At 67.8% G+C, this 20,160-nt stretch carries 17 protein-coding genes and 1 riboswitch; of the genes, 13 read left to right on the top strand and 4 right to left on the bottom strand.

Translation table 11 applies throughout. The features are described 5' to 3' along the window. Window positions 1-188 precede the first annotated feature (188 nt). From ABZ826_RS36050 to ABZ826_RS36005, 10 genes are all read left to right on the top strand, one after another. Window positions 189-797: a CDP-alcohol phosphatidyltransferase family protein gene (locus ABZ826_RS36050; protein ID WP_361458331.1), complete on the top strand. Its 609-nt coding sequence runs from the start codon at window positions 189-191 to the stop codon at window positions 795-797. Between the two features lie 113 nt (window positions 798-910). Further along, on the top strand, window positions 911-3,406 hold the full coding sequence (locus ABZ826_RS36045) for a mannose-1-phosphate guanyltransferase (protein WP_361458328.1): 2,496 nt from the start codon (window positions 911-913) through the stop codon (window positions 3,404-3,406). A gap of 98 nt (window positions 3,407-3,504) precedes the next feature. After that, entirely contained in the window at window positions 3,505-4,428 is a 924-nt protein-coding gene (locus ABZ826_RS36040; protein WP_361458325.1) for a DUF881 domain-containing protein, read from the top strand. Then, window positions 4,425-4,757: a small basic family protein gene (locus ABZ826_RS36035; protein WP_003970459.1), complete on the top strand. Its 333-nt coding sequence runs from the start codon at window positions 4,425-4,427 to the stop codon at window positions 4,755-4,757. Before ABZ826_RS36040 ends, ABZ826_RS36035 begins: the two co-directional genes overlap by 4 nt. Before the next feature lie 5 nt (window positions 4,758-4,762). Beyond that, the gene (locus ABZ826_RS36030; RefSeq protein WP_361458322.1) at window positions 4,763-5,551 is read left to right on the top strand and encodes a DUF881 domain-containing protein; all 789 of its coding nucleotides are present in this window, start codon (window positions 4,763-4,765) and stop codon (window positions 5,549-5,551) included. Window positions 5,552-5,741: 190 nt separating this feature from the next. Next, a complete protein-coding gene (locus tag ABZ826_RS36025) occupies window positions 5,742-6,530 on the top strand; it encodes an FHA domain-containing protein (protein ID WP_361458319.1) in 789 nt (262 codons plus the stop codon). A gap of 17 nt (window positions 6,531-6,547) precedes the next feature. Continuing rightward, window positions 6,548-7,291 carry a MerR family transcriptional regulator gene (locus tag ABZ826_RS36020; protein ID WP_361458316.1) on the top strand — a complete coding sequence of 248 codons (744 nt, stop codon included), beginning with the start codon at window positions 6,548-6,550 and terminating at the stop codon, window positions 7,289-7,291. A gap of 53 nt (window positions 7,292-7,344) precedes the next feature. Beyond that, window positions 7,345-7,818 carry a bifunctional nuclease family protein gene (locus tag ABZ826_RS36015; RefSeq protein ID WP_361458313.1) on the top strand — a complete coding sequence of 158 codons (474 nt, stop codon included), beginning with the start codon at window positions 7,345-7,347 and terminating at the stop codon, window positions 7,816-7,818. A 168-nt stretch (window positions 7,819-7,986) separates the two neighbouring features. Further along, the gene (locus ABZ826_RS36010) at window positions 7,987-8,604 is read left to right on the top strand and encodes a MerR family transcriptional regulator (RefSeq protein ID WP_361458310.1); all 618 of its coding nucleotides are present in this window, start codon (window positions 7,987-7,989) and stop codon (window positions 8,602-8,604) included. Window positions 8,605-8,661: 57 nt separating this feature from the next. After that, window positions 8,662-10,122 carry a DNA polymerase IV gene (locus tag ABZ826_RS36005; RefSeq protein WP_361458307.1) on the top strand — a complete coding sequence of 487 codons (1,461 nt, stop codon included), beginning with the start codon at window positions 8,662-8,664 and terminating at the stop codon, window positions 10,120-10,122. Here ABZ826_RS36005 and ABZ826_RS36000 read toward each other — a convergent pair. After that, the gene (locus ABZ826_RS36000; protein WP_361458304.1) at window positions 10,047-10,415 is read right to left on the bottom strand and encodes a PRC-barrel domain-containing protein; all 369 of its coding nucleotides are present in this window, start codon (window positions 10,413-10,415) and stop codon (window positions 10,047-10,049) included. The two genes, ABZ826_RS36005 and ABZ826_RS36000, sit on opposite strands and share 76 nt — an antisense overlap. A gap of 113 nt (window positions 10,416-10,528) precedes the next feature. After that, window positions 10,529-10,625, top strand: a riboswitch (glycine riboswitch). Between the two features lie 194 nt (window positions 10,626-10,819). On the opposite strand from ABZ826_RS36000, the gene gcvP reads away from it, so the two are divergent. Continuing rightward, the gene (gcvP, locus tag ABZ826_RS35995) at window positions 10,820-13,705 is read left to right on the top strand and encodes an aminomethyl-transferring glycine dehydrogenase (protein WP_361458301.1); all 2,886 of its coding nucleotides are present in this window, start codon (window positions 10,820-10,822) and stop codon (window positions 13,703-13,705) included. Between the two features lie 87 nt (window positions 13,706-13,792). On the opposite strand, the gene ABZ826_RS35990 is transcribed toward gcvP, so the two are convergent. Both ABZ826_RS35990 and ABZ826_RS35985 read right to left on the bottom strand, forming a co-directional pair. Further along, window positions 13,793-13,999, bottom strand: coding sequence for a DUF5999 family protein (locus ABZ826_RS35990; protein WP_361458298.1), 207 nt, complete (start codon window positions 13,997-13,999; stop codon window positions 13,793-13,795). 333 nt (window positions 14,000-14,332) lie between these two features. Then, window positions 14,333-14,926 carry a hypothetical protein gene (locus ABZ826_RS35985; protein WP_361458295.1) on the bottom strand — a complete coding sequence of 198 codons (594 nt, stop codon included), beginning with the start codon at window positions 14,924-14,926 and terminating at the stop codon, window positions 14,333-14,335. Between the two features lie 483 nt (window positions 14,927-15,409). Between ABZ826_RS35985 and ABZ826_RS35980 the strand changes: the two genes are divergently transcribed. Continuing rightward, a complete protein-coding gene (locus ABZ826_RS35980) occupies window positions 15,410-16,915 on the top strand; it encodes a glutamate-cysteine ligase family protein (RefSeq protein ID WP_361458292.1) in 1,506 nt (501 codons plus the stop codon). Window positions 16,916-17,132: 217 nt separating this feature from the next. On the opposite strand, the gene ABZ826_RS35975 is transcribed toward ABZ826_RS35980, so the two are convergent. Then, entirely contained in the window at window positions 17,133-18,923 is a 1,791-nt protein-coding gene (locus ABZ826_RS35975) for a substrate-binding and VWA domain-containing protein (protein ID WP_361458289.1), read from the bottom strand. Between the two features lie 169 nt (window positions 18,924-19,092). Between ABZ826_RS35975 and ABZ826_RS35970 the strand changes: the two genes are divergently transcribed. Next, window positions 19,093-19,887: a CPBP family intramembrane glutamic endopeptidase gene (locus ABZ826_RS35970; RefSeq protein ID WP_361458334.1), complete on the top strand. Its 795-nt coding sequence runs from the start codon at window positions 19,093-19,095 to the stop codon at window positions 19,885-19,887. Window positions 19,888-20,160 lie beyond the last annotated feature (273 nt).

The following is a 20,160-nucleotide window of genomic DNA, read 5'->3' as shown; positions in this document are numbered from 1 at the left end:
CTGCAGGGGGGACCCTGTGGGAGAGTAGGACGCCGCCGAACTCCTTTTACGGAAAAGCCCCGTGCCCTTGTGGCACGGGGCTTTTCTGCGTTCACGAGACGCTTGCGTTACCCCCGTGTGCCTGCTGATGGCGGCTGACGGTAGGGTCAGGGGGCATCATTGGCACGTTCTTCACAGGAGGCCCCCGGGTGGAGGTCCAGGAGACTCGGGTTCAGACGGACCGGGTACTCACCATCCCCAACATCCTCAGTATGGCGCGCCTTGTCGGGGTTCCGCTCTTCCTGTGGTTGATTCTTCGCCCCGAGTTCGGCGGGCCCAAAAGCGATGGCTGGGCCCTGTTGGTGCTGATGCTCAGCGGTGTCAGCGACTACCTCGACGGTAAGCTCGCTCGCCGGTGGAACCAGATCAGCAGCCTCGGCCGGCTTCTGGACCCTGCTGCGGACCGCCTCTACATCCTTTCGACCCTCGTCGGGCTGACCTGGCGGGAGATCCTGCCGCTGTGGCTCACCGCAGCCCTTCTCGCACGCGAACTCATGCTCCTCGTGATGGTGGGAATTCTCCGGCGGCACGGCTATCCGCCGCCCCAGGTGAACTTCCTGGGGAAAGCAGCCACGTTCAACCTGATGTACGCGTTCCCCTTGTTGCTGCTCAGTGACGGAAGTGGTTGGCTTGCATCGCTGGCCGCCATTTTCGGATGGGCGTTCGCAGGTTGGGGTACAACGCTCTATTGGTGGGCAGGGATCCTCTACGTGGTTCAGGTCCGCCGGCTCGTCAAGGCGGATGCAGTAGCCGATTGAGCTCGTTGACGCGGTGTCGTGCAGTGTGGCCGACCCGCCGCTGATGACCCGCATGGCGCCCCGACGGGCGAAGTCGGCTTGACCGTCGTCTCTTCAAGGAGGACGTTTCCGACATGAAGGCCGTCGTGATGGCTGGTGGCGAAGGCACTCGTCTTCGCCCCATGACCTCAAGCATGCCCAAGCCGCTTCTGCCCGTCGCCAATCGGCCGATCATGGAGCATGTGCTTCGCCTGCTCAAGCGGCACGGGCTCAACGAGACCGTCGTGACGGTCCAGTTTCTCGCCTCGCTGGTCAAGAACTACTTCGGGGACGGCGAAGAGCTCGGGATGGAGCTCAGTTACGCCAACGAGGAGAAGCCGCTCGGTACCGCGGGGAGCGTGAAGAATGCCGAGGAAGCACTGAAGGACGACACCTTCCTCGTTATTTCGGGCGACGCGCTCACCGACTTCGATCTCACCGACCTCATCGCCTTCCACAAGGAAAAAGGCGGTCTGGTGACGGTGTGCCTGACTCGTGTGCCGAATCCTCTGGAATTCGGCATCACCATCGTGGACGAGGCGGGCCAGGTCGAGCGCTTCCTGGAGAAACCAACCTGGGGTCAGGTCTTCTCGGACACGGTCAACACAGGCATCTACGTGATGGAACCCGAGGTGTTCGACTACGTCGAAGCCGATGTCTCGGTGGACTGGTCCGGTGATGTCTTCCCGCAGCTCATGAAGGAAGGCAAGCCGATCTACGGCTATGTCGCCGAGGGCTACTGGGAGGACGTCGGTACCCACGAGAGCTATGTGAAGGCCCAGGCCGACGTCCTTGAGCGGAAGGTAGACGTCGAGATCGACGGCTTCGAGATCTCGCCAGGAGTATGGGTCGCAGAAGGTGCGGAGGTACATCCTGACGCGGTATTGCGGGGCCCCCTGTACATCGGGGACTACGCGAAAGTCGAAGCCGGGGTGGAGATTCGAGAGCACACGGTCATCGGGTCGAATGTGGTCGTCAAGAGCGGCGCTTTCCTGCACAAAGCCGTGGTGCACGACAACGTCTATATTGGCCAGCACAGCAATCTGCGCGGATGCGTGGTCGGTAAGAACACCGACGTCATGCGGGCCGCCCGCATCGAGGACGGCGCGGTCATCGGGGACGAGTGTCTGATCGGCGAGGAATCGATCATTCAGGGAAATGTTCGCGTATACCCGTTCAAGACCATCGAGGCCGGAGCTTTCGTCAACACCTCGGTGATCTGGGAATCACGCGGACAGGCCCATCTCTTCGGAGCCCGTGGAGTGTCCGGGATTCTGAACGTCGAGATCACGCCGGAGCTGGCGGTCCGGCTTGCCGGAGCGTATGCCACGACCCTCAAGAAGGGATCGACGGTCACCACCGCACGTGACCACTCCCGTGGTGCGCGTGCGCTGAAGAGAGCGGTGATCTCTGCGCTTCAGGCCAGTGCCATCGACGTACGGGACCTGGAGAACGTACCGATGCCCGTCGCGCGTCAGCAGACGGCGCGGGGAAGCGCCGGCGGCATCATGATCCGTACGTCTCCCGGTGTGCCCGATTCGGTCGACATCATGTTCTTCGACGAGCGGGGTGCCGATCTCTCCCAGGCGCGGCAGCGGAAGCTGGACCGGGTGTACGCCCGTCAGGAGTACCGCAGGGCCTTCCCGGGAGAGATCGGGGATCTGCACTTCCCGTCCAGCGTCTTCGACTCGTACACGGGGTCGCTGCTGCGCAACGTGGACACGGCCGGGATCGCCGACGCGGGTCTCAAGGTCGTCGTCGACGCCTCCAACGGCAGTGCGGGCCTCGTTCTGCCCAGCCTGCTGGGACGGCTCGGTGTGGACTCGTTGACGATCAACCCGGGGCTCGACGAATCACGGCCCACCGAATCCGCCGAAACCCGGCGGTCGGGACTGGTGCGGCTGGGCGAGATCGTTTCCTCGGCGCGAGCCGCGTTCGGTGTGCGCTTCGATCCGGTCGGCGAGCGGCTCTCCCTGGTCGACGAACGGGGCAGGATCGTGGAGGACGACCGGGCCCTCCTGGTGATGCTGGACCTCGTGGCGGCCGAGCGGCGCAGCGGGCGGGTGGCGCTGCCGGTCACCACGACCCGGGTCGCCGAGCAGGTCGCGGCGTACCACGGCACGCAGGTCGAATGGACGACGACGTCGCCCGACGATCTGACGCGCGTGGGACGGGAGGAAGGCACCATCTTCGGTGGAGACGGTCGCGGCGGCTTCATCGTTCCGGAATTCAGCAGCGTCTTCGACGGATCCGCCGCCTTCGTGAGACTCCTCGGGCTCGTCGCCAGGACCCAGCTCACCCTGAGTCAGATCGATGCCCGGATTCCCCGTGCCCATGTCCTGCGTCGTGATCTGGCCACACCCTGGGCGGTGAAGGGCATGGTCATGCGGCGGGTCGTCGAGGCTGCCGGGGACCGCAGCGTCGACACGACCGACGGTGTGCGGGTCGTCGAAGCCGACGGGCGATGGGTGATGGTGCTGCCGGACCCGGCCGAAGCGGTCACCCATTTGTGGGCCGAGGGTCCGGACGACGCCTCCGCGCAGGCACTGCTGGACGAATGGGCTGGAGTCGTGGACAGCGCAGGTCAGTGAGGGTTTCATCGGTGTGCCCGGTGGCGTACTGCGACGTCTCCGGGCACACCGGTGGGGCCATTCGGCGGTAGCGGTGGCGACGTGCGACGATGTGCGGCATGTCGCAGCAGACCCCCGATCGGAGTACCGCCCCGCCACGAGCGCGCCCCGACGCGTCCATGTCGCTGCTGACCAACGTGATGGACCACAGCCTGGACGACGGGTACGCCGAGGCATCGGCACGTCGCAAGGCTGACGGAAGCGCGGGTCTGCCCCGCACGCTCAAGTCGAAGCTCGGTCTCGCCGCATGTCTGGTGCTCGCTGCCCTCGTCGTCACGCTCGGGGCTGCGCAGGCACGTGTCTCCGCGCCGGTCCTCGCCAAGGAACGCGAGGAACTGATCGATCGTATCGACGGGGAGACGGCGGCGGCCGACACCCTTGAGTCGCAGGTCGACAAGCTCCGGGACGATGTGGGCAGGCGCCAGCGCAAGGCGCTGGAGAAGCACGGCGGGGACCAGGGAGAGCTGGTGGCGCTGCTCGTCGGGGCGACGCCGGTGGAGGGGCCCGGCGTGAAACTCGTGGTCGACGACGCCAAGGACGCCGATCAAGGCGGTGGCGGGCCGAGGGAGACCAGCGGATTCACCGACACCGGGCGGGTTCGTGACCGGGACCTGCAGCGGGTCGTCAACGGCTTGTGGCAGTCCGGCGCGGAAGCGATCTCGATCAATGGGCAGCGGCTGACGGCACTGTCGGCGATCCGCGCGGCCGGCGACGCCATACTGGTCGACAACAGACCGCTCGTGCCGCCGTACACGGTGCTGGCGGCGGGGGACGGGAAGCCGCTCAGCAGCGCATTCCAGGCCAGTGCCGACGGCCAGTATCTGCAGGCGCTCAAGGACGCCTTCGGCATCCGGACGAGCATGTCCGTGCAGCAGAAGGTGAGCCTCCCGGTCGCGCCGAGCCTGATCGTACGAACAGCAGAGCCTTATAAGGCCGCAGACACCGGCAGTGGTGCGGCAGACACAAGGAAGGGCACATCGTGATCGCCGTACTGGGCCTCGTCGTGGGAGTCGTGGTCGGACTGTTGGTCCGGCCCGAGGTGCCGGCGGTGGTCGAGCCCTATCTTCCGATCGCCGTCGTGGCTGCCCTCGACGCAGTCTTCGGTGGTCTGCGGGCCATGCTCGACGGAATCTTCGTCGACAAGGTCTTCGTCGTGTCGTTCCTGTCGAACGTCGTGGTGGCCGCGCTGATTGTCTTCCTGGGTGACAAGCTGGGTGTCGGAGCACAGCTCTCGACCGGTGTGGTGGTCGTGCTCGGGATCCGGATCTTCTCCAACGCCGCGGCCATCCGACGGCACGTCTTCCGGGCTTGAGGCCGATGAACAACGAAGAACTTCCCAGCGACAAGGAGCGCACCGGCGAGCAGCCGGCCGGTGCCGCCAAGGAGCTCACCGGGCGCCAACGGCTGATCGCCGGGCTGTGGCCACCGCGAGTGACACGAGCCCAACTCATCGTCGCGGTGCTGTTGTTCGTCCTCGGTCTCGGGCTGGCCATTCAGGTGCGCTCGAACAGTGACAACAGCGCGCTGCGCGGTGCACGTCAGGAGGACCTGGTCCGCATCCTCGACGAGTTGGACGACCGTACGCAGCGTCTGGAGGACGAGAAGCAGCGCCTCGACGCTCAGCGCACGGAGTTGGAGAACAGCTCCGACCAGGCCGAGGAGGCGCGCAAGCAGACGGTCGAGAAGGAGCGGCAACTCGGTATCCTCGCGGGCACCGTCGCAGCACACGGTCCCGGGATCACGCTCACGGTCAACGACCCCGGGGACGGGGTCAAGGCGGACATGCTGCTCGACGCGCTCCAGGAGTTGCGCGCGGCGGGCGCCGAGGCGATCGAGGTCAACGGGGTGAGGGTGGTGGCCAATACGTACTTTTCCGGTGACGGCGGCCATGTCAAGGTTGACGACCGTAAGATCACCGCGCCGTATGTGTTCAAGGTGATCGGCAAGCCCCAGGATCTGGAGCCGGCGCTGAACATCCCCGGGGGTGTGGTGCAGACATTGGAGAAGGAGCAGGCCACCGTGCATGTGGAGCCGGCCGACGACATCGTCGTGGATGTCTTGCGACCGGCGAAGCGGCCTGACTACGCTCGGTCGTCGACCCAGTGAGGCGGCGGCTCGGAGGGGTCGAAGGACACGGGCGGGAGGTTGCGGGGGGTCGGCGCATCGTAAAGGTGGTGCGTGGTGGAAACTGTCGAGTGGATACGGACGTTGTGAAGATGTCCGGGTCGGCAGGTGTGTTCATTCAGGGTTCGTCCTGCCCCACGGGCGGGTCTATTTCGGTCAAGGGGAATCGCCCGTGAAGTTGTTTGGGAAGTTGTTCGGCAAGAGCGCTCGCGACGAGGCTGCCCGCCATCGCGCACCACGCCATGGCCAGGCGGATGAGCAGGGCTCGGAGCGCCCGCTCTACCGCGATCAGGTGTCCGGTTCGAGCGGTGACAATTCGGGAGTTTCCGGCGCGTCGTCCGTTGACCCCGCCGGTGCCGGCCGCATAGGTTTCGGAGAACCGTCAACCTCAAGTACGGGTGGAGGGTTCAGCCCGAGGCAGGAGGGTTCGTCCATGCCGGTCTGTACGAGGTGCGGGCATCGCAACGCCGAGGCCAGTCGTTTCTGCTCCAACTGCGGTGCGCCGCTGAGGGGCGGGATTCCTGAGCGTGCCTCGGAGACGACCTCGACCATCTCCATCTCCGGTCTGGAGGCGTACGAGGCGGAGGCCACCGGGCAGACGCCCGTACCGTCCCTCTCGCCCGAGGCACAGGCAGCTGTCGACGCTCTTCCGCTCGGCTCGGCGCTCCTGGTGGTGCGACGTGGTCCGAACTCCGGCAGCCGCTTCCTGCTGGACGGTGAGCTGACCACGGCCGGCCGTCACCCGCAGAGCGACATCTTCCTCGACGACGTGACGGTGTCGCGGCGGCATGTGGAGTTCCACAGGATGCCTGACGGCAGCTTCACGGTCGGGGACGTCGGCAGCCTGAACGGCACCTACGTCAACCGTGAGCGCATCGACTCCGTCGCACTGTCCAACGGCGACGAAGTGCAGATCGGCAAGTACCGGCTGGTCTTCTATGCGAGCCAGCGGGGCATCTGACCCGTCAGGGAAGGTCCATGCTGAGAACACCGACGGGCGGTGCCGTGACCGGCACCGCCACCGCCGACGACCGCCCGATGAGCATCGGTACGGTGCTCCTGCAGCTGCGGGACGAGTTTCCCGAGGTGACGATCTCCAAGATCCGCTTTCTGGAGGCCGAAGGGCTCGTCGAGCCGCAGCGGACCCCCTCCGGCTACCGCAAGTTCCGTGGGGCCGACGTGGATCGGCTGGCTCAGGTGCTGCGGATGCAGCGGGACCACTATCTACCGCTGAAGGTCATCCGGGAGCATCTGGACGCACTCGCCCGCGGTGAGAAGTCCGCCCTGCCGTCCGGAGGCGGACCGCGGGATCTGACCGACGGCAGCTGGGAGGCGGAGCCCGGACGGGCTACCGCAGCCCGGATCGGCCGAGCCGAACTGCTCGCGGCTGCCGAGGTGACCGAGAGTGACCTCGCTGAGTGGGAGTCGTACGGACTGGTCGTTCCGGCCTCCGACGGCGGATACGAGGCCGAGATGGTCACGGTGGCCAAGCTTGTGGCGGATCTGGGCCGATTCGGTCTGGAACCGCGTCACCTGCGCGCCATGCGAGCGGCCGCGGACCGTGAGGCCGGACTCGTCGAGCAGGTGGTCGCACCCCTGCGCCGACACCGGAATCCGCAGACCAGAGCACACGCAGAGGCCACGGCGCGGGAGCTCGGAGAGCTGTCCGTTCGGCTTCATTCGGCCCTGGTGCAGACGGCTCTGCGGGTCCGGTTCCACTGATCATGTCGGTGCCCGACTACCCAAACCTGCCGAGCACGTCCTAGGGTTGCTGTGTGAACGAGCTCGACGTTGTGGGTGTCCGGGTGGAAATGCCCTCCAACCAACCGATCGTGCTCCTGCGTGAAGTGGGAGGCGACCGGTACCTCCCCATTTGGATCGGTCCTGGTGAGGCGACCGCGATCGCCTTTGCCCAGCAGGGCATGGCACCGGCCAGGCCGCTGACCCATGACCTCTTCAAGGATGTGCTTGAGGCCGTCGGCCAGGAGCTCACCGAGGTCCGTATCACGGACCTGCGGGAAGGGGTCTTCTACGCGGAGCTGGTCTTCGCCAGCGGGGTCGAGGTGAGCGCACGGCCGTCCGATGCCATAGCGCTCGCCCTGCGCACCGGAGCGCCGATCTACGGCAGTGACGGGGTGCTGGACGACGCGGGCATCGCCATTCCGGACGAGCAGGAGGACGAAGTGGAGAAGTTCCGCGAGTTCCTCGACCAGATCTCACCGGAGGACTTCGGGACCAACAGTCAGTAACCGTTCTGCGGGGCCGCCGTCAGCGCATCCGACAAGCCTTTCCCGCTCACACGTCACGGGAAACCACCCTCAGGGTGATTATCACTCGGCGTGCCGAGTGTGGCGATCGTTGACGCACCCCGAGTGACTGCCTACCTTCGAGATGGCAGGTCAAGGACGGAGGTCGGCGTGAGAAGCAGCGGCGACGGTACGGCAGCCGGTGGGCCGTATCCGCAGCAGGGGAGTACAGCCGGCCGCACCATCAGGCAACCGGTTCAAGCGGCGGCGGTGGCGGGGGGCGGCGTGGCATCGGCCAACGACATCGGCTATCGGGGGCCGACGGCTTGTGCGGCTGCGGGGATCACTTATCGGCAGCTCGACTACTGGGCCCGCACGGGGCTGGTCGAGCCGAGCGTGCGTCCCGCATACGGCTCGGGCACTCAGCGGCTCTACAGCTTCCGGGACGTCGTCCTGCTGAAGATCGTGAAGCGTTTCCTGGACACGGGCGTCGCGCTGCAGAACATTCGCACCACGGTTCAGCACCTGCGGGCCCGCGGATTCCAGGACCTTGAGCGGATGACGCTGATGAGCGACGGGGCGACGGTCTACGAGTGCTCTTCGCCGGACGAGGTCGTCAGTCTGCTCCAGGGCGGCCAGGGGGTCTTCGGTATCGCTGTGGGCGTGGTGTGGCAGGACGTCGATGCGGCGCTGTCACAGCTGCACGGTGAGCGGGTGGACACCGGCGAGACACTGATCGGGAACAACCCCACCGATGAACTCGCGCGGCGACGCAACCGCGCCGGCTGACCCTGTCCCGGAATCGGGCGCGGCGATTGTCAGTGCCGTAGGGCAGCATCGGTTGATGTGAGAGCCGCGCCCACCATCCTGCATCTCGACATGGATGCCTTCTACGCCTCCGCCGAGCAGGCGTCGAAGCCCAGTCTGCGCGGCAAACCGGTCGTGGTGGGCGGGCTGGGGCCCCGGGGAGTCGTCGCCACCGCCTCGTACGAGGCGCGGCGCTTCGGGGTGCACTCGGCGATGCCCACGGCGCAGGCGCGGAGGCTGGCCCCCAACGCGGCCTATCTGGTGCCGCGCTTCCTGCTGTACCGGACGGTCAGCGACCAGGTGATGGAGCTGCTGGGGCGGCTCTCCCCACTGGTGGAGCCGCTCAGCCTCGACGAGGCCTTCGTGGACCTGGAGGCAGGCGGGGCGGCCGATGACGCGGCCTCCGCGCTGGAGATCGGCGAGCAGCTGCGTACAGCCATCAAAGCGGTCACCGGGCTCACCGGTTCGGTCGGGCTCGCCGGTTCCAAGATGCTGGCCAAGATCGCTTCGGAGGAGGCGAAGCCGAACGGGCTGCGGCTCATCGAACCGGGCACGGAGCGGGAACTGCTCGCACCCATGCCGGTACGGATCCTTCCGGGCGTCGGCCCCGCGACGGCGGACCATCTGCGCCGCGCCGGGATGACGACGGTCGACGACCTCGTCGGGGCGGGTGAGGCGGAGCTCGTCCGCCTGCTGGGGAAGGCGCACGGGGGCTCGCTCCACCGCATGGCGCTCGGGTACGACGACCGGCCGGTGGTCGCGGAGCGGGACGCGAAATCGGTGTCCGTCGAGGACACCTTCGACGCGGACCTGCACGACCGGGTGCGGGTCAGGACGGAGGTGGAGCGGCTGGCCGACCGATGTGTCGGGCGCCTGCGGGGGGCCGGGCGGTCCGGGCGGACGGTGGTGCTGAAGGTGCGCCGGTACGACTTCTCCACGCTCACACGGTCCGAGACGCTTCGTGGGCCCACGGACGACCCCACGGTGGTCCGGGAGGCCGCCGCGCGGCTCCTGGAGGCTGTGGACACCACCGGAGGCGTACGGCTCCTCGGCGTGGGCGTCACGGGGCTCGCCGACTACACGCAGGAGGACCTCTTCGCGCAGGCCGCCGGTGAGCGGGCCGCGACCGAGGAAGCGGCCGAGGAGGACACGGCGGCGGAGGGCCATGGAGAGGAACCCGTGAGCGGTGCTCCGGAGGAGTCCCCCGCCGGCGCCGAGCAGCGCGCGGCACGACGCTGGCCCGCCGGACACGACGTACGCCACGACACGTACGGCCACGGCTGGGTGCAGGGCAGCGGCATCGGCCGGGTGACGGTGCGGTTCGAGGAACCGGAGTCGGCGCCCGGCCGGGTACGTACGTTCCGGATCGACGATCCGGCCCTGCAGCCAGCCGAGCCGTTGCCGCTGGTCCGGAACCCGGTGGACTACTCGTCCTGGCCGGCCAGTCTGCCGAAGTCCCTGTCCGGGCCGGTCTCCTCGAAGGGGGAGTCCAGGCCGTAGTGCCGGTAGAGCTGGAGCTCCTGTTCCGGCGAGAGATGGCGGCCGACTCCGAAGTCCGGTGCGTCCTTGATCAGCCCACGGTCGAAGGGGACATGAAGCGAATCCTCCACGAATTCGCTGGGTTCCAGCGGGACGAACGCGTCCCGGCTGAAGAGTCCGGTGCGTACGGCCGCCCACTCGGGGACACCGGTCGCGTCGTCGAGGTACACCTCGTCCACGGTTCCGATCTTGGTGCCCTTGCGGTCGAACGCCTTGCGGCCGATCAGGCTGCGCGGATCGATGTCGGTTTGCACGATCCCTCCCACTGGTCGCGGCTACTCCACAAGCACTACAAAAGTGCAGATCCGGGGGGTTGGCCACTCGAGAACGGCGCCACGAACCCCGCTGGTAGGCTGGTACCGGCCGCTGAACCCGTGCGGGAGAGTCCTCCGGAGCTGATCCGAAGGCGCCGAAGGAGCAAATCCTCCCCGGAATCTCTCAGGCCCCCGTACCGCACGGACGAGGTCACTCTGGAAAGCAGGGCGGGTTCCGTGCGGCCGCGTGCCGATGCGGTTCCCTCCCTCACCGACGGTGAAAGCCGGTACGCCGCAGGGTGCGCCGGTGAAGCTCTCAGGTTGAGATGACAGAGGGGGAGGCCGTCCGGGCACCCACGCCGTGGTGCCCCTCGCAGGTCGTGACAGACCAGGAGGCCTCCACCATGACCCCCCGCCGCACTCCGCTCTCCCAGCTGGAGCAGGGCATTCCGTTCGAGCAGCGCCACATCGGTCCCGATGCCGAGGCTCAGTCGAAGATGCTCGCCCAGGTCGGTTACGGCTCGCTGGACGAGCTCACCGCGGCAGCCGTGCCCGATGTCATCAAGAGCGCGGAGGCACTCCGGCTGCCGACCGCCCGCACCGAGGCCGAGGTCCTCGCCGAGCTGCGCGCCCTCGCCGACCGCAACCAGGTGCTGGCCCCGATGATCGGGCTCGGCTACTACGGCACCTTCACCCCTCCGGTGATCCTCCGCAACGTCATGGAGAACCCCGCCTGGTACACGGCCTACACGCCGTACCAGCCGGAGATCTCGCAGGGCCGCCTGGAGGCGCTCCTCAACTTCCAGACGATGGTCGCCGAGCTGACCGGGCTGCCCACCTCCGGCGCCTCCCTGCTCGACGAGGGCACCGCGGCCGCCGAGGCCATGGCGCTCTCGCGGCGCGGCGGCAAGGTCAAGAACGGCGTCTTCCTGGTCGACGCCGACGCCCTGCCGCAGACGATCGCCGTCATCGAGACCCGCGCCGAGCCGGCGGGCGTCGAGGTCGTCGTCGCCGACCTCACCGACGGCATCCCGGCGGAGATCGCCGAGCGCGGTGTCTTCGGTGTCCTGGTGCAGTACCCCGGTGCCTCCGGCGCGGTGCGCGACATCCAGCCCGTCATCGAGCAGGCCCACGGCCTCGGTGCGATCGTCACGGTCGCCGCCGACCTGCTGGCCCTGACCCTGCTCACCTCACCGGGTGACCTGGGCGCGGACATCGCCGTCGGCACCACGCAGCGTTTCGGTGTGCCGATGGGCTTCGGCGGACCGCACGCCGGGTTCATGGCCGTGCGCGAGAAGTTCGCCCGCAGCCTGCCCGGCCGCCTCGTCGGCGTCTCCGTCGACGCGGACGGCACCAAGGCCTACCGGCTGGCCTTGCAGACTCGCGAGCAGCACATCCGCCGCGAGAAGGCCACCAGCAACATCTGTACGGCTCAGGTGCTGCTCGCCGTCATGGCCGGGATGTACGCCGTCTACCACGGCCCGGACGGGCTGCGGACGATCGCTCAGCGCACGCACCGCTATGCGACGATCCTGGCCGAGGGCCTGCGCGCCTCGGGCCTCGACGTGGTGACAGGCGCCTACTTCGACACCCTCACCGTGCGCGTCCCGGGGAAGGCCGCCGACATCGTGGCCGCCGCTCGCGAACGTGGTGTCAACCTGCGGCTCGTCGACGCCGACCTGGTCTCCCTCGCCTGCGACGAGACGACCACCCGTACGCAGATCGCCGCCGTCTGGGCCGCCTTCGGTGCCGACGGGGACATCGAGGCGCTGGACGCGGCCGCTGCCGACGCACTGCCCGAGGCTCTGCTGCGCACCGACGCGATCCTCACCCACCCGGTCTTCCACCAGCACCGTTCCGAGACGGCGATGCTGCGCTATCTGCGCAAGCTCGCCGACCGGGACTACGCCCTGGACCGCGGCATGATCCCGCTCGGCTCCTGCACCATGAAGCTGAACGCGACCACCGAGATGGAGTCGATCACCTGGCCCGAGTTCGGCGCGCTGCATCCCTTCGCGCCGGCCGAGCAGGCACAGGGCTTCCTCACCCTCATTCGCGAGCTGGAGGAGCGCCTCGCCGAGGTCACCGGCTACGACGCGGTCTCGATCCAGCCGAACGCCGGATCGCAGGGCGAGTTCGCCGGCCTCCTGGCGGTGCGCGCGTACCACCGGGCCAACGGCGACGATCAGCGGACCGTCTGCCTCATCCCGTCGTCCGCGCACGGCACCAATGCGGCCAGTGCCGTGATGGCCGGCATGAAGGTCGTGGTGGTGAAGACCGCCGACGACGGCGAGGTCGACGTCGAGGACCTCCGCGCCAAGATCGAGAAGCACCGTGACGAGCTTGCTGTGCTCATGATCACGTACCCGTCGACGCACGGCGTGTTCGAGGAGCACGTCGCTGACATCTGCGCCGAGGTGCACGACGCTGGCGGCCAGGTGTACGTCGACGGCGCCAACCTCAACGCCCTGGTCGGCCTCGCGAAGCCGGGTCGGTTCGGCGGCGACGTCTCGCACCTGAACCTGCACAAGACCTTCTGCATCCCGCACGGCGGCGGCGGTCCCGGCGTCGGTCCGGTCGGTGTGCGCGCGCACCTCGCACCGTACCTTCCGAACCACCCGCTGCAGCCCGCGGCGGGCCCCGAGACCGGTGTCGGACCGATTTCGGCCGCTCCGTGGGGATCGGCCGGCATCCTTCCCATCTCCTGGGCGTATGTGCGCCTGATGGGCGGGGAGGGGCTGAAGCGCGCGACGCAGGTCGCCGTACTCGCCGCCAACTACATCGCCAAGCGTCTCGAACCGTACTACCCGATCCTGTACACCGGCCCGGCCGGGCTGGTCGCACACGAGTGCATCGTGGACCTGCGGCCGATCTCCAAGTCCACCGGCGTCAGCGTCGACGACATCGCCAAGCGTCTGATCGACTATGGCTTCCACTCGCCGACCATGTCGTTCCCGGTCGCCGGGACGCTGATGATCGAGCCGACCGAGAGCGAGAACCTCGCGGAGCTCGACCGCTTCTGCGACACGATGATCGCCATTCGTGGCGAGGTCGAGAAGGTGGCGTCGGGCGAGTGGGGCGCGGACGACAACCCACTGACCAACGCTCCGCACACCGCGGCGATGCTGGGCGGGGAGTGGAAGCACGACTACAGCCGTGAGGTGGCGGTCTTCCCGGCCGGAGTCTCGGCAGCCGACAAGTACTGGCCGCCGGTGCGCCGGATCGACGGTGCCTTCGGTGACCGTAACCTCGTCTGCTCCTGCCCGCCGCTGGACGAGTACGACAACTGAGGCATGAGCGACAGTATGTGACGCGGACATGCGTCGGGGCCGGTGCGGAGCATGCTCCGGGCCGGCCCCCGTTCTTACCGGCCGGGGTCAGGCGGCCTTCATCGCCCGGCCCGTTCCCAGGGGCCGGTGCGGGGCGATGATCTGCCCGTCCGGGAGCAGCTCACCGGTGTCCTCGAAGAGCAGGACGCCGTTGCACAGCAGGCTCCAGCCCTGCTCCGGATGGTGTGCCGTAAGGCGGGCGGCCTCCCGGTCGGCTGAGTCGGCGGTCGGGCATGGTGGCTGGTGCTGGCACATGGAAGGGTTCTTTCGCTGCGTTGTAGTGAATGTCCTGCGGCTTGACGAGATGTTCATGGCCGCCCCCCCCGTATCGATCGGTTCGGTCCCAGTGTTGCCCTACGGGCGTCAATCCGCAGGGATTTCGCAGCAGCACTTCTCCTTACTCCGATGACGCGTCACCCGGCCGGACGGTTCACCGCAACTGCACTGTCCCTTCGGGTGGTTCGGGGTGGCCGGACCGGGCTAGTCCGGATGGGCATCGAGTGCGCCCCGCAGCATTGTGCCCCGCCACCCGGAATTCGCCGAGCGGTGGCGGGGCACAGTGCGGTGATGTGCGGGAGGCGGCCTTTGTCAGGCCGGTGAGCCGAGCAGGGGGCCGAGGCCCGGGGTGATGCGCAGCGTCATCACGCGAAGCAGATCGGCGACCCGGTGCGGGCGATGGGCCGCGATGCCCGGCGGGGCGGGTGCCAGCGGTACCAGCAGATCGGCGGGGGCGAGTGCCCCGCCGGACGCGTCGGCTTCGATGTCGGCGTGCAGCCACAGTGCCAGCATGTAAAGCTCCGGAATGGACAGCAGCCGCGGCTGGTAGTGCGGTGTCACCGTCTCGGCCTGGCACAGGGCGAGTTCGGTCGAGGCGATGTAGGGGCCCTCGAAGAAGTGCGAGAAGGTCCAGCCGTCCGGAGTGAGCATGGTGTCCGCCGCGGCGACGGCCTGTTCCGAAGTGCGGATCAGGAACCGCCACGCGGCGAGCCGGGTGGCGGGTGCCAGCCCGCCCGGTCCGATCCGATCCAGTACATGGACGGGGAGCGGGAGTTCGGGGCTCAGCGGTCCCTGGGCCGATCGGAGAGCAGGTGTGCGGGCCTCGCGGACTGCGGTGGGTGAACCGAGTGCCGCGAGAACGCTGCGCAGAGCGGGCGCGGGGGCCGGGGGAACATGCAGCGGCATAGTGGGTCGCCTCTCACTTCGGAGACACGGTGGTGCGTGGGCGGGTGCAGACGGCGCTGTCGGCGTGCGGGGCCAGAGGAGGCCGGTGACTGGGCCGGTGCGTCATCTCTCTGCCTCGTCCGCGAAGTTTATACGACACGTGTTCGCTCAGTGATTCCACTAGCTGTCGTAGGTATTGCTGACAAGGCGGTATCAAGACTTTATTATGCGGAATTTCTGCCGATTTGGCGTCAGCGGCACAGCTGCCGCCAGGGATCTTTCCCGGGCGCGGACGGCCGAAACGCGTCGCCGTTTTCGTGGCCTGCCGGACGGAGGAAACCGCGTACTGCATCATGCCGAGGGAATGTGCCCCGGACACCCGCGTTCAGATTACTGGGTGTGCGACGTTCGTAGGGGCGTTATGGATCACCCGGCCTGGGCATTATCGATCCTGACGCGAGCGGCCTGAGCCGCGGGCCGCCCACCTGAGGGAGGGACGCTTCGATGGGGGAGAAGGTCGTGTCGGGCGCCTTTGACCTGTCCGATCGGCAGAGTTACCGGAGGAAGCTTCACCAGTGCCTGGAGGGGCTGGAGAGGCTCCTGGCGGAGCAGAGGTTCGACCGACCCCGCAACCTCATGGGTATGGAGATCGAGCTGAATCTGGCCGGCGCCGACGGCATGCCGAAGATGATGAATGGCGAGGTGCTCCCGCGCATCGCGAGCCGTGATTTCCAGACCGAACTCGGGATGTTCAATTTGGAAGTGAACATAGTCCCGCACCGCTTGGACGGACGCGTTTTCGATCAGCTGGCCGAAGAGCTCAGGACCGGCCTCGGATATGCCCATCGGAAGGCGGGCGAGGTCGATGCCGGGATCATGATGATCGGAATTCTTCCCACTCTGGGTCACGCGGACCTCGTTGCGGCGAACCTCTCGGACGCGGAGCGCTACACGCTGCTGAACGATCAAATGGTGGCTGCGCGGGGCGAGGATTTCCACCTTGATATCCAAGGGGTGGAGCGGCTGGTCTCCACCTCTTCGTCGATCACTCCCGAGGCCGCCTGCACCTCGGTTCAGCTGCATCTGCAGGTGACACCGGCGCGATTCGCGGCCGTATGGAACGCGGCGCAGGCCGTCGCCGGCGTTCAGATCGCCGTCGGCGCCAACTCGCCCTTCCTGTTCGGCAAGGAGCTGTGGAGGGAATCGAGACCGCCGCTCTTCCAGCAGGCCACGGACACCAGACCGCCCGAACTCCGGAACCAGGGGGTGCGGCCCAGGACCTGGTTCGGCGAGCGATGGGTCGGATCGGCGTACGAGCTCTTCGAGGAGAACCTGCGCTACTTCCCGCCACTGCTGCCGATCCTTGACGAGGAGGAACCTCTGCGGGTGCTCGACGAGGGAGGGGTGCCGGGGCTGCAGGAGCTCGTGCTCCACAACGGTACGGTCTACCGCTGGAACCGTCCCGTGTACGGGCTGGCCGATGGCGTCCCCCACCTACGGGTGGAGAACCGGGTCCTGCCTGCCGGCCCCACCGTCACCGATGTGATCGCCAATGCCGCGCTCTACTACGGGCTCGTACGGGCGCTCGCCGAGGAGTCCCGGCCGGTGTGGACCAGGCTCCCGTTCTCCGCAGCGGCGGAGAACTTCGACACCGCCTGCCGACACGGCATCGACGCAGAGCTGATGTGGCCCCGGGCGGGTCGATCGGGCGGGCTGACCCGGGTGCCGGCTGTCAAGCTCGTACGGGACGAGCTGCTGCCACTGGCGGCCGCGGGGCTCGATGCCTGGAACATCGAGCCCGCGGACCGTGACCGCTACCTCGGGGTCATCGAGGAGCGTTGCAGGCGGCGGGTGAACGGAGCGTCCTGGCAGGTGGACACCTACCACCGGGCCCGGGAGGCCGGGCTCGGACGGCGGGCGGCACTGGCCGCGACGACCCGCCGGTACGCGGAACTGATGCACAGCGGCGAACCCGTGCACAGCTGGCCGTCGGGGGTCCCCGCGCCGTGACCCGGTCGCGGCCGGCGTCCGTCGCCGTTGCCGCGCGATGTGACTTCGTCGTGGCCGGGTACCGATGTCCGCTGCGTCCTGCGTCCTGCGTCCTGCGTCCGTCCTGTGCCTGCGACCCTGTTGTCGCGGGCGCCGACATCCGGCGTTGTCCTCGTGCCTCGCCCCCGTCGTGGCCTGTGCCGGCGCGTGCTGTCGTGTCCCGTCACCGGGCGGAGCACTACTCCTGAGCGGCGTGATTACTCTGTCCGGCCGTCATGACAGCCTGCAGGATCACGGCCTGGATGTCGGCAGGGTCGGTGACCTGGTAGCCCCCGCCGCCGGTCACCTTCGCTATCTCGTCGACCTCATCGCGGTCGGCCTCGGGGCCGACCGCGATGGCGAGGAGCGGCACCGGACGCTCCGGGTCGGCGATCCGCTTCAGCTCCGCGATCAGAGCGCTGCGCGAGATGGACCGGTTGTCCTGGTTCGAACCGTCGGTGAGGATCACCACAGCGTTGAACTTGCCCTTCACATATGTCGCCTGGGCGTCCTTGTACGCGGCCAGAGCGGTGTCGTACAGGCCGGTCGCGCCGCCCGGCACCGGCTGCAGCGTGGCGAAGGCCGCGGCGAGCTTCTCGCGATGGGTGCCGCCGCCTTTCGCCGGGTCGCCGAGCCGGCTGGTCGGCACCAGCCTGCGGTAGTCCTTGTCGCCGTCGAGCGTGGTGGCGAACTCCCAGAGCCCGATCTCGTCGTTCGGCGTGAACTGGTTGAGCGCCTGGATCAGGGATGCCTTGGTGACATCCATCCGGGACTGGTTGCGCCCCGGCACGATCGTGGCCATCGAACCCGAGGCGTCGACGACCGTCGTCAGTCGCGCGCTCTGCACCGTGATCGTCCACATGCCGAGCGTCTGCCGGAGCTCGTCGGCCGATGGTGCGGCGGCGGCCGCGGTGGCGTACGGCTGAGGCTTCCTGCCGCCCGCCGACGCGACCACAGACTCCCCGGCCGTTCCGTCAACGTTCCGGAAGCCATACTTCCGCAGGGTGGACTGCGCACCGGGCTCGTTCAGCAGCGTCATGAACCGGAGCGCCGCCCGGCCCTCGGACGTACTCATCTTTGTCTCGTCGACCAATGTGTACGGATAGTTGAGCAGCGGGGTGCCGTCCTTGGGATAGAAGAGATCGAGCCTGCCGCCGCCGGTCGACTCCGCATTGTGCGCGAACGCGGCCTGCTCCGAGAGGAGCACCGCCTGGTTGTGTGCCGGATTGCCCTGCTCCGCGCCCGAATCGTTCTGCGCCAGCGTCTCCAGCACCTGGGTGTCACCGTCGGACATGCGCTGCGCGAGCAGTTTGGCGGTCGCCGCGACCCGGGTGTCGCTGTCGCCGCCCTGTTTCTCGGAGGACGCGCCGATGCTGGAGAGCGCCAGCAGACCGGTGGCACTGCGCGCCGGGTCGGCCGAACCCAGGCGCACCTTGTCCGAGTCGATGGTCGCGGCCGTCAATTCGGCCCAGGTGTACTTCTTCTTCGGCCAGCCGAGCCTCTTGGCCGCCGGCGGCACCATGGCCAGGGTGACGGGGGAGGAAGCGATGGAATCGCCCGGTGTGATCGGGATGCCGTCACCGGAGCCCTTGGCCCGGTCGAGCCAGAGATCGGAGTCGGGCAGCCAGACCTGGTAGTCCGGGATACCGGCCCCGGAGGAGAGGGCACCGGCGACCTTGTAGGAGTCGCGGGCGACCACCTGCACGTACAGACAGCGGCCGTCGGATCTGACATCGTCCTTACGCGCCTCGTCGGCGACGGCGCGCATGGCGGGGGCGATGTCCGGTGAGGCCACCATGGAAAGGCGTACGGCGGAGTCCTCACAGGACTTCGAGAACGACAGCAGACCAGCCTGCGCCGCGACCACCGTGCCCGCCGCCACGGCGAGGACGAGCGTGGTCGCGATTACGACGGTGCGCCGACGTCGCGGCGGGGAACTGTCCCCGCTGCCATCGGTCGCGTAGTCGTCGGGCAAGCTGTGACGTCCCATGTCGGTGGTGCCCCTCCTTGAGGATGAACAAGGAAAAGGGGGACCACACCATTGCCAATGGTGGTCGTCCCCCGGCCTGTCGCGCATGATCTTCGTACCTGCATTCGAGACCCTAGCGGGACGGGGAGCGGTATGGGGCGTGAATGCACAACTCAAGGCAGGTGTACAGATGGAGGCGGGGTACGTGGCTGATTCTTTCCGTCAAGAGGCTGTGTCGCGACGGATCCTGCGGTCCGAAACGATGTTGGTGCTGGCTCTTTCATTGGGGGCCAGCGGGGTGTCTGCCCTGATCAGTTTTGTCGGATCGCTGACGAAACCGGGGGGTTTGAAGGAACAGGCCGCGATACTCAACAGCTCACACGCACCGGGGCGCCCATGGCTGGATCTCGCCTGGCAACTCTTCGGTATCGCGACGGCTCTGGTGCCTGTCGCCCTTGTCGCGCATCTGCTGATCAGGGAGGGCTCCGGCCTGCGCGCCATCGGCTTCGACCGGACCAGGCCGTGGCCGGATCTGGGGCGGGGCGTGATGGTGGCGGCGGGGATCGGAAGTGCCGGGCTCTCCTTCTATCTGGCGGCGCGGGCCACCGGCTTCAACCTGACCGTGGTCCCGGAATCGCTGCCCGACGTGTGGTGGAAATACCCGGTCCTGATCCTGTCCGCGCTGCAGAACTCCGTGGTGGAGGAAGTGATCGTCGTCGGCTATCTGCTGCGCAGACTCAGCCAGTTGGGGTGGGCGCCGATGGCCGCTCTGGTGGCGAGTTCGGTGCTGCGCGGCTCGTACCACCTGTATCAGGGGATCGGCGGCTTCATCGGCAACATGGTCATGGGCGTGGTCTTCGTGCTGCTGTACCGGCGCTGGGGGCGGGTCGGTCCGCTGGTGGCGGCACACGCGCTGCTCGACATAGGGGCGTTCGTCGGATACGCCCTGCTGGCGGGGAAGGTGGGTTGGCTGCCCACACCGTGAGTCCTGCGGGGTGGTCGGTGGACAGCCTGTGGGGCGCGTGGAGGCGCGCCCAGTGGTCCGTGAACTGCCCGAGGCGTGCCTGGGTGGTGTCTGAACATGGCGGGTTGGGCGTGCCCGGCTGATTCGACACTGGGGGCGTAGGGAGTGCGCCGTACGCCCTTGGTGCCGTCGTCGGAAGGCTCAGACCCGAATCCGCAGGTAGGGGCGTGCTCGCGGGCCGTCAGCGGTCAACTCGCTTAATCTGGGTTGTTTTTGGGTTTCCGGCATGTCGGT

This window comes from Streptomyces sp. NPDC047515 (assembly GCF_040643055.1).
Classification (GTDB): domain Bacteria; phylum Actinomycetota; class Actinomycetes; order Streptomycetales; family Streptomycetaceae; genus Streptomyces.
Note: the sequence above shows the minus strand (reverse complement) of the source record. Positions and strands in the feature narration are given on the sequence as shown.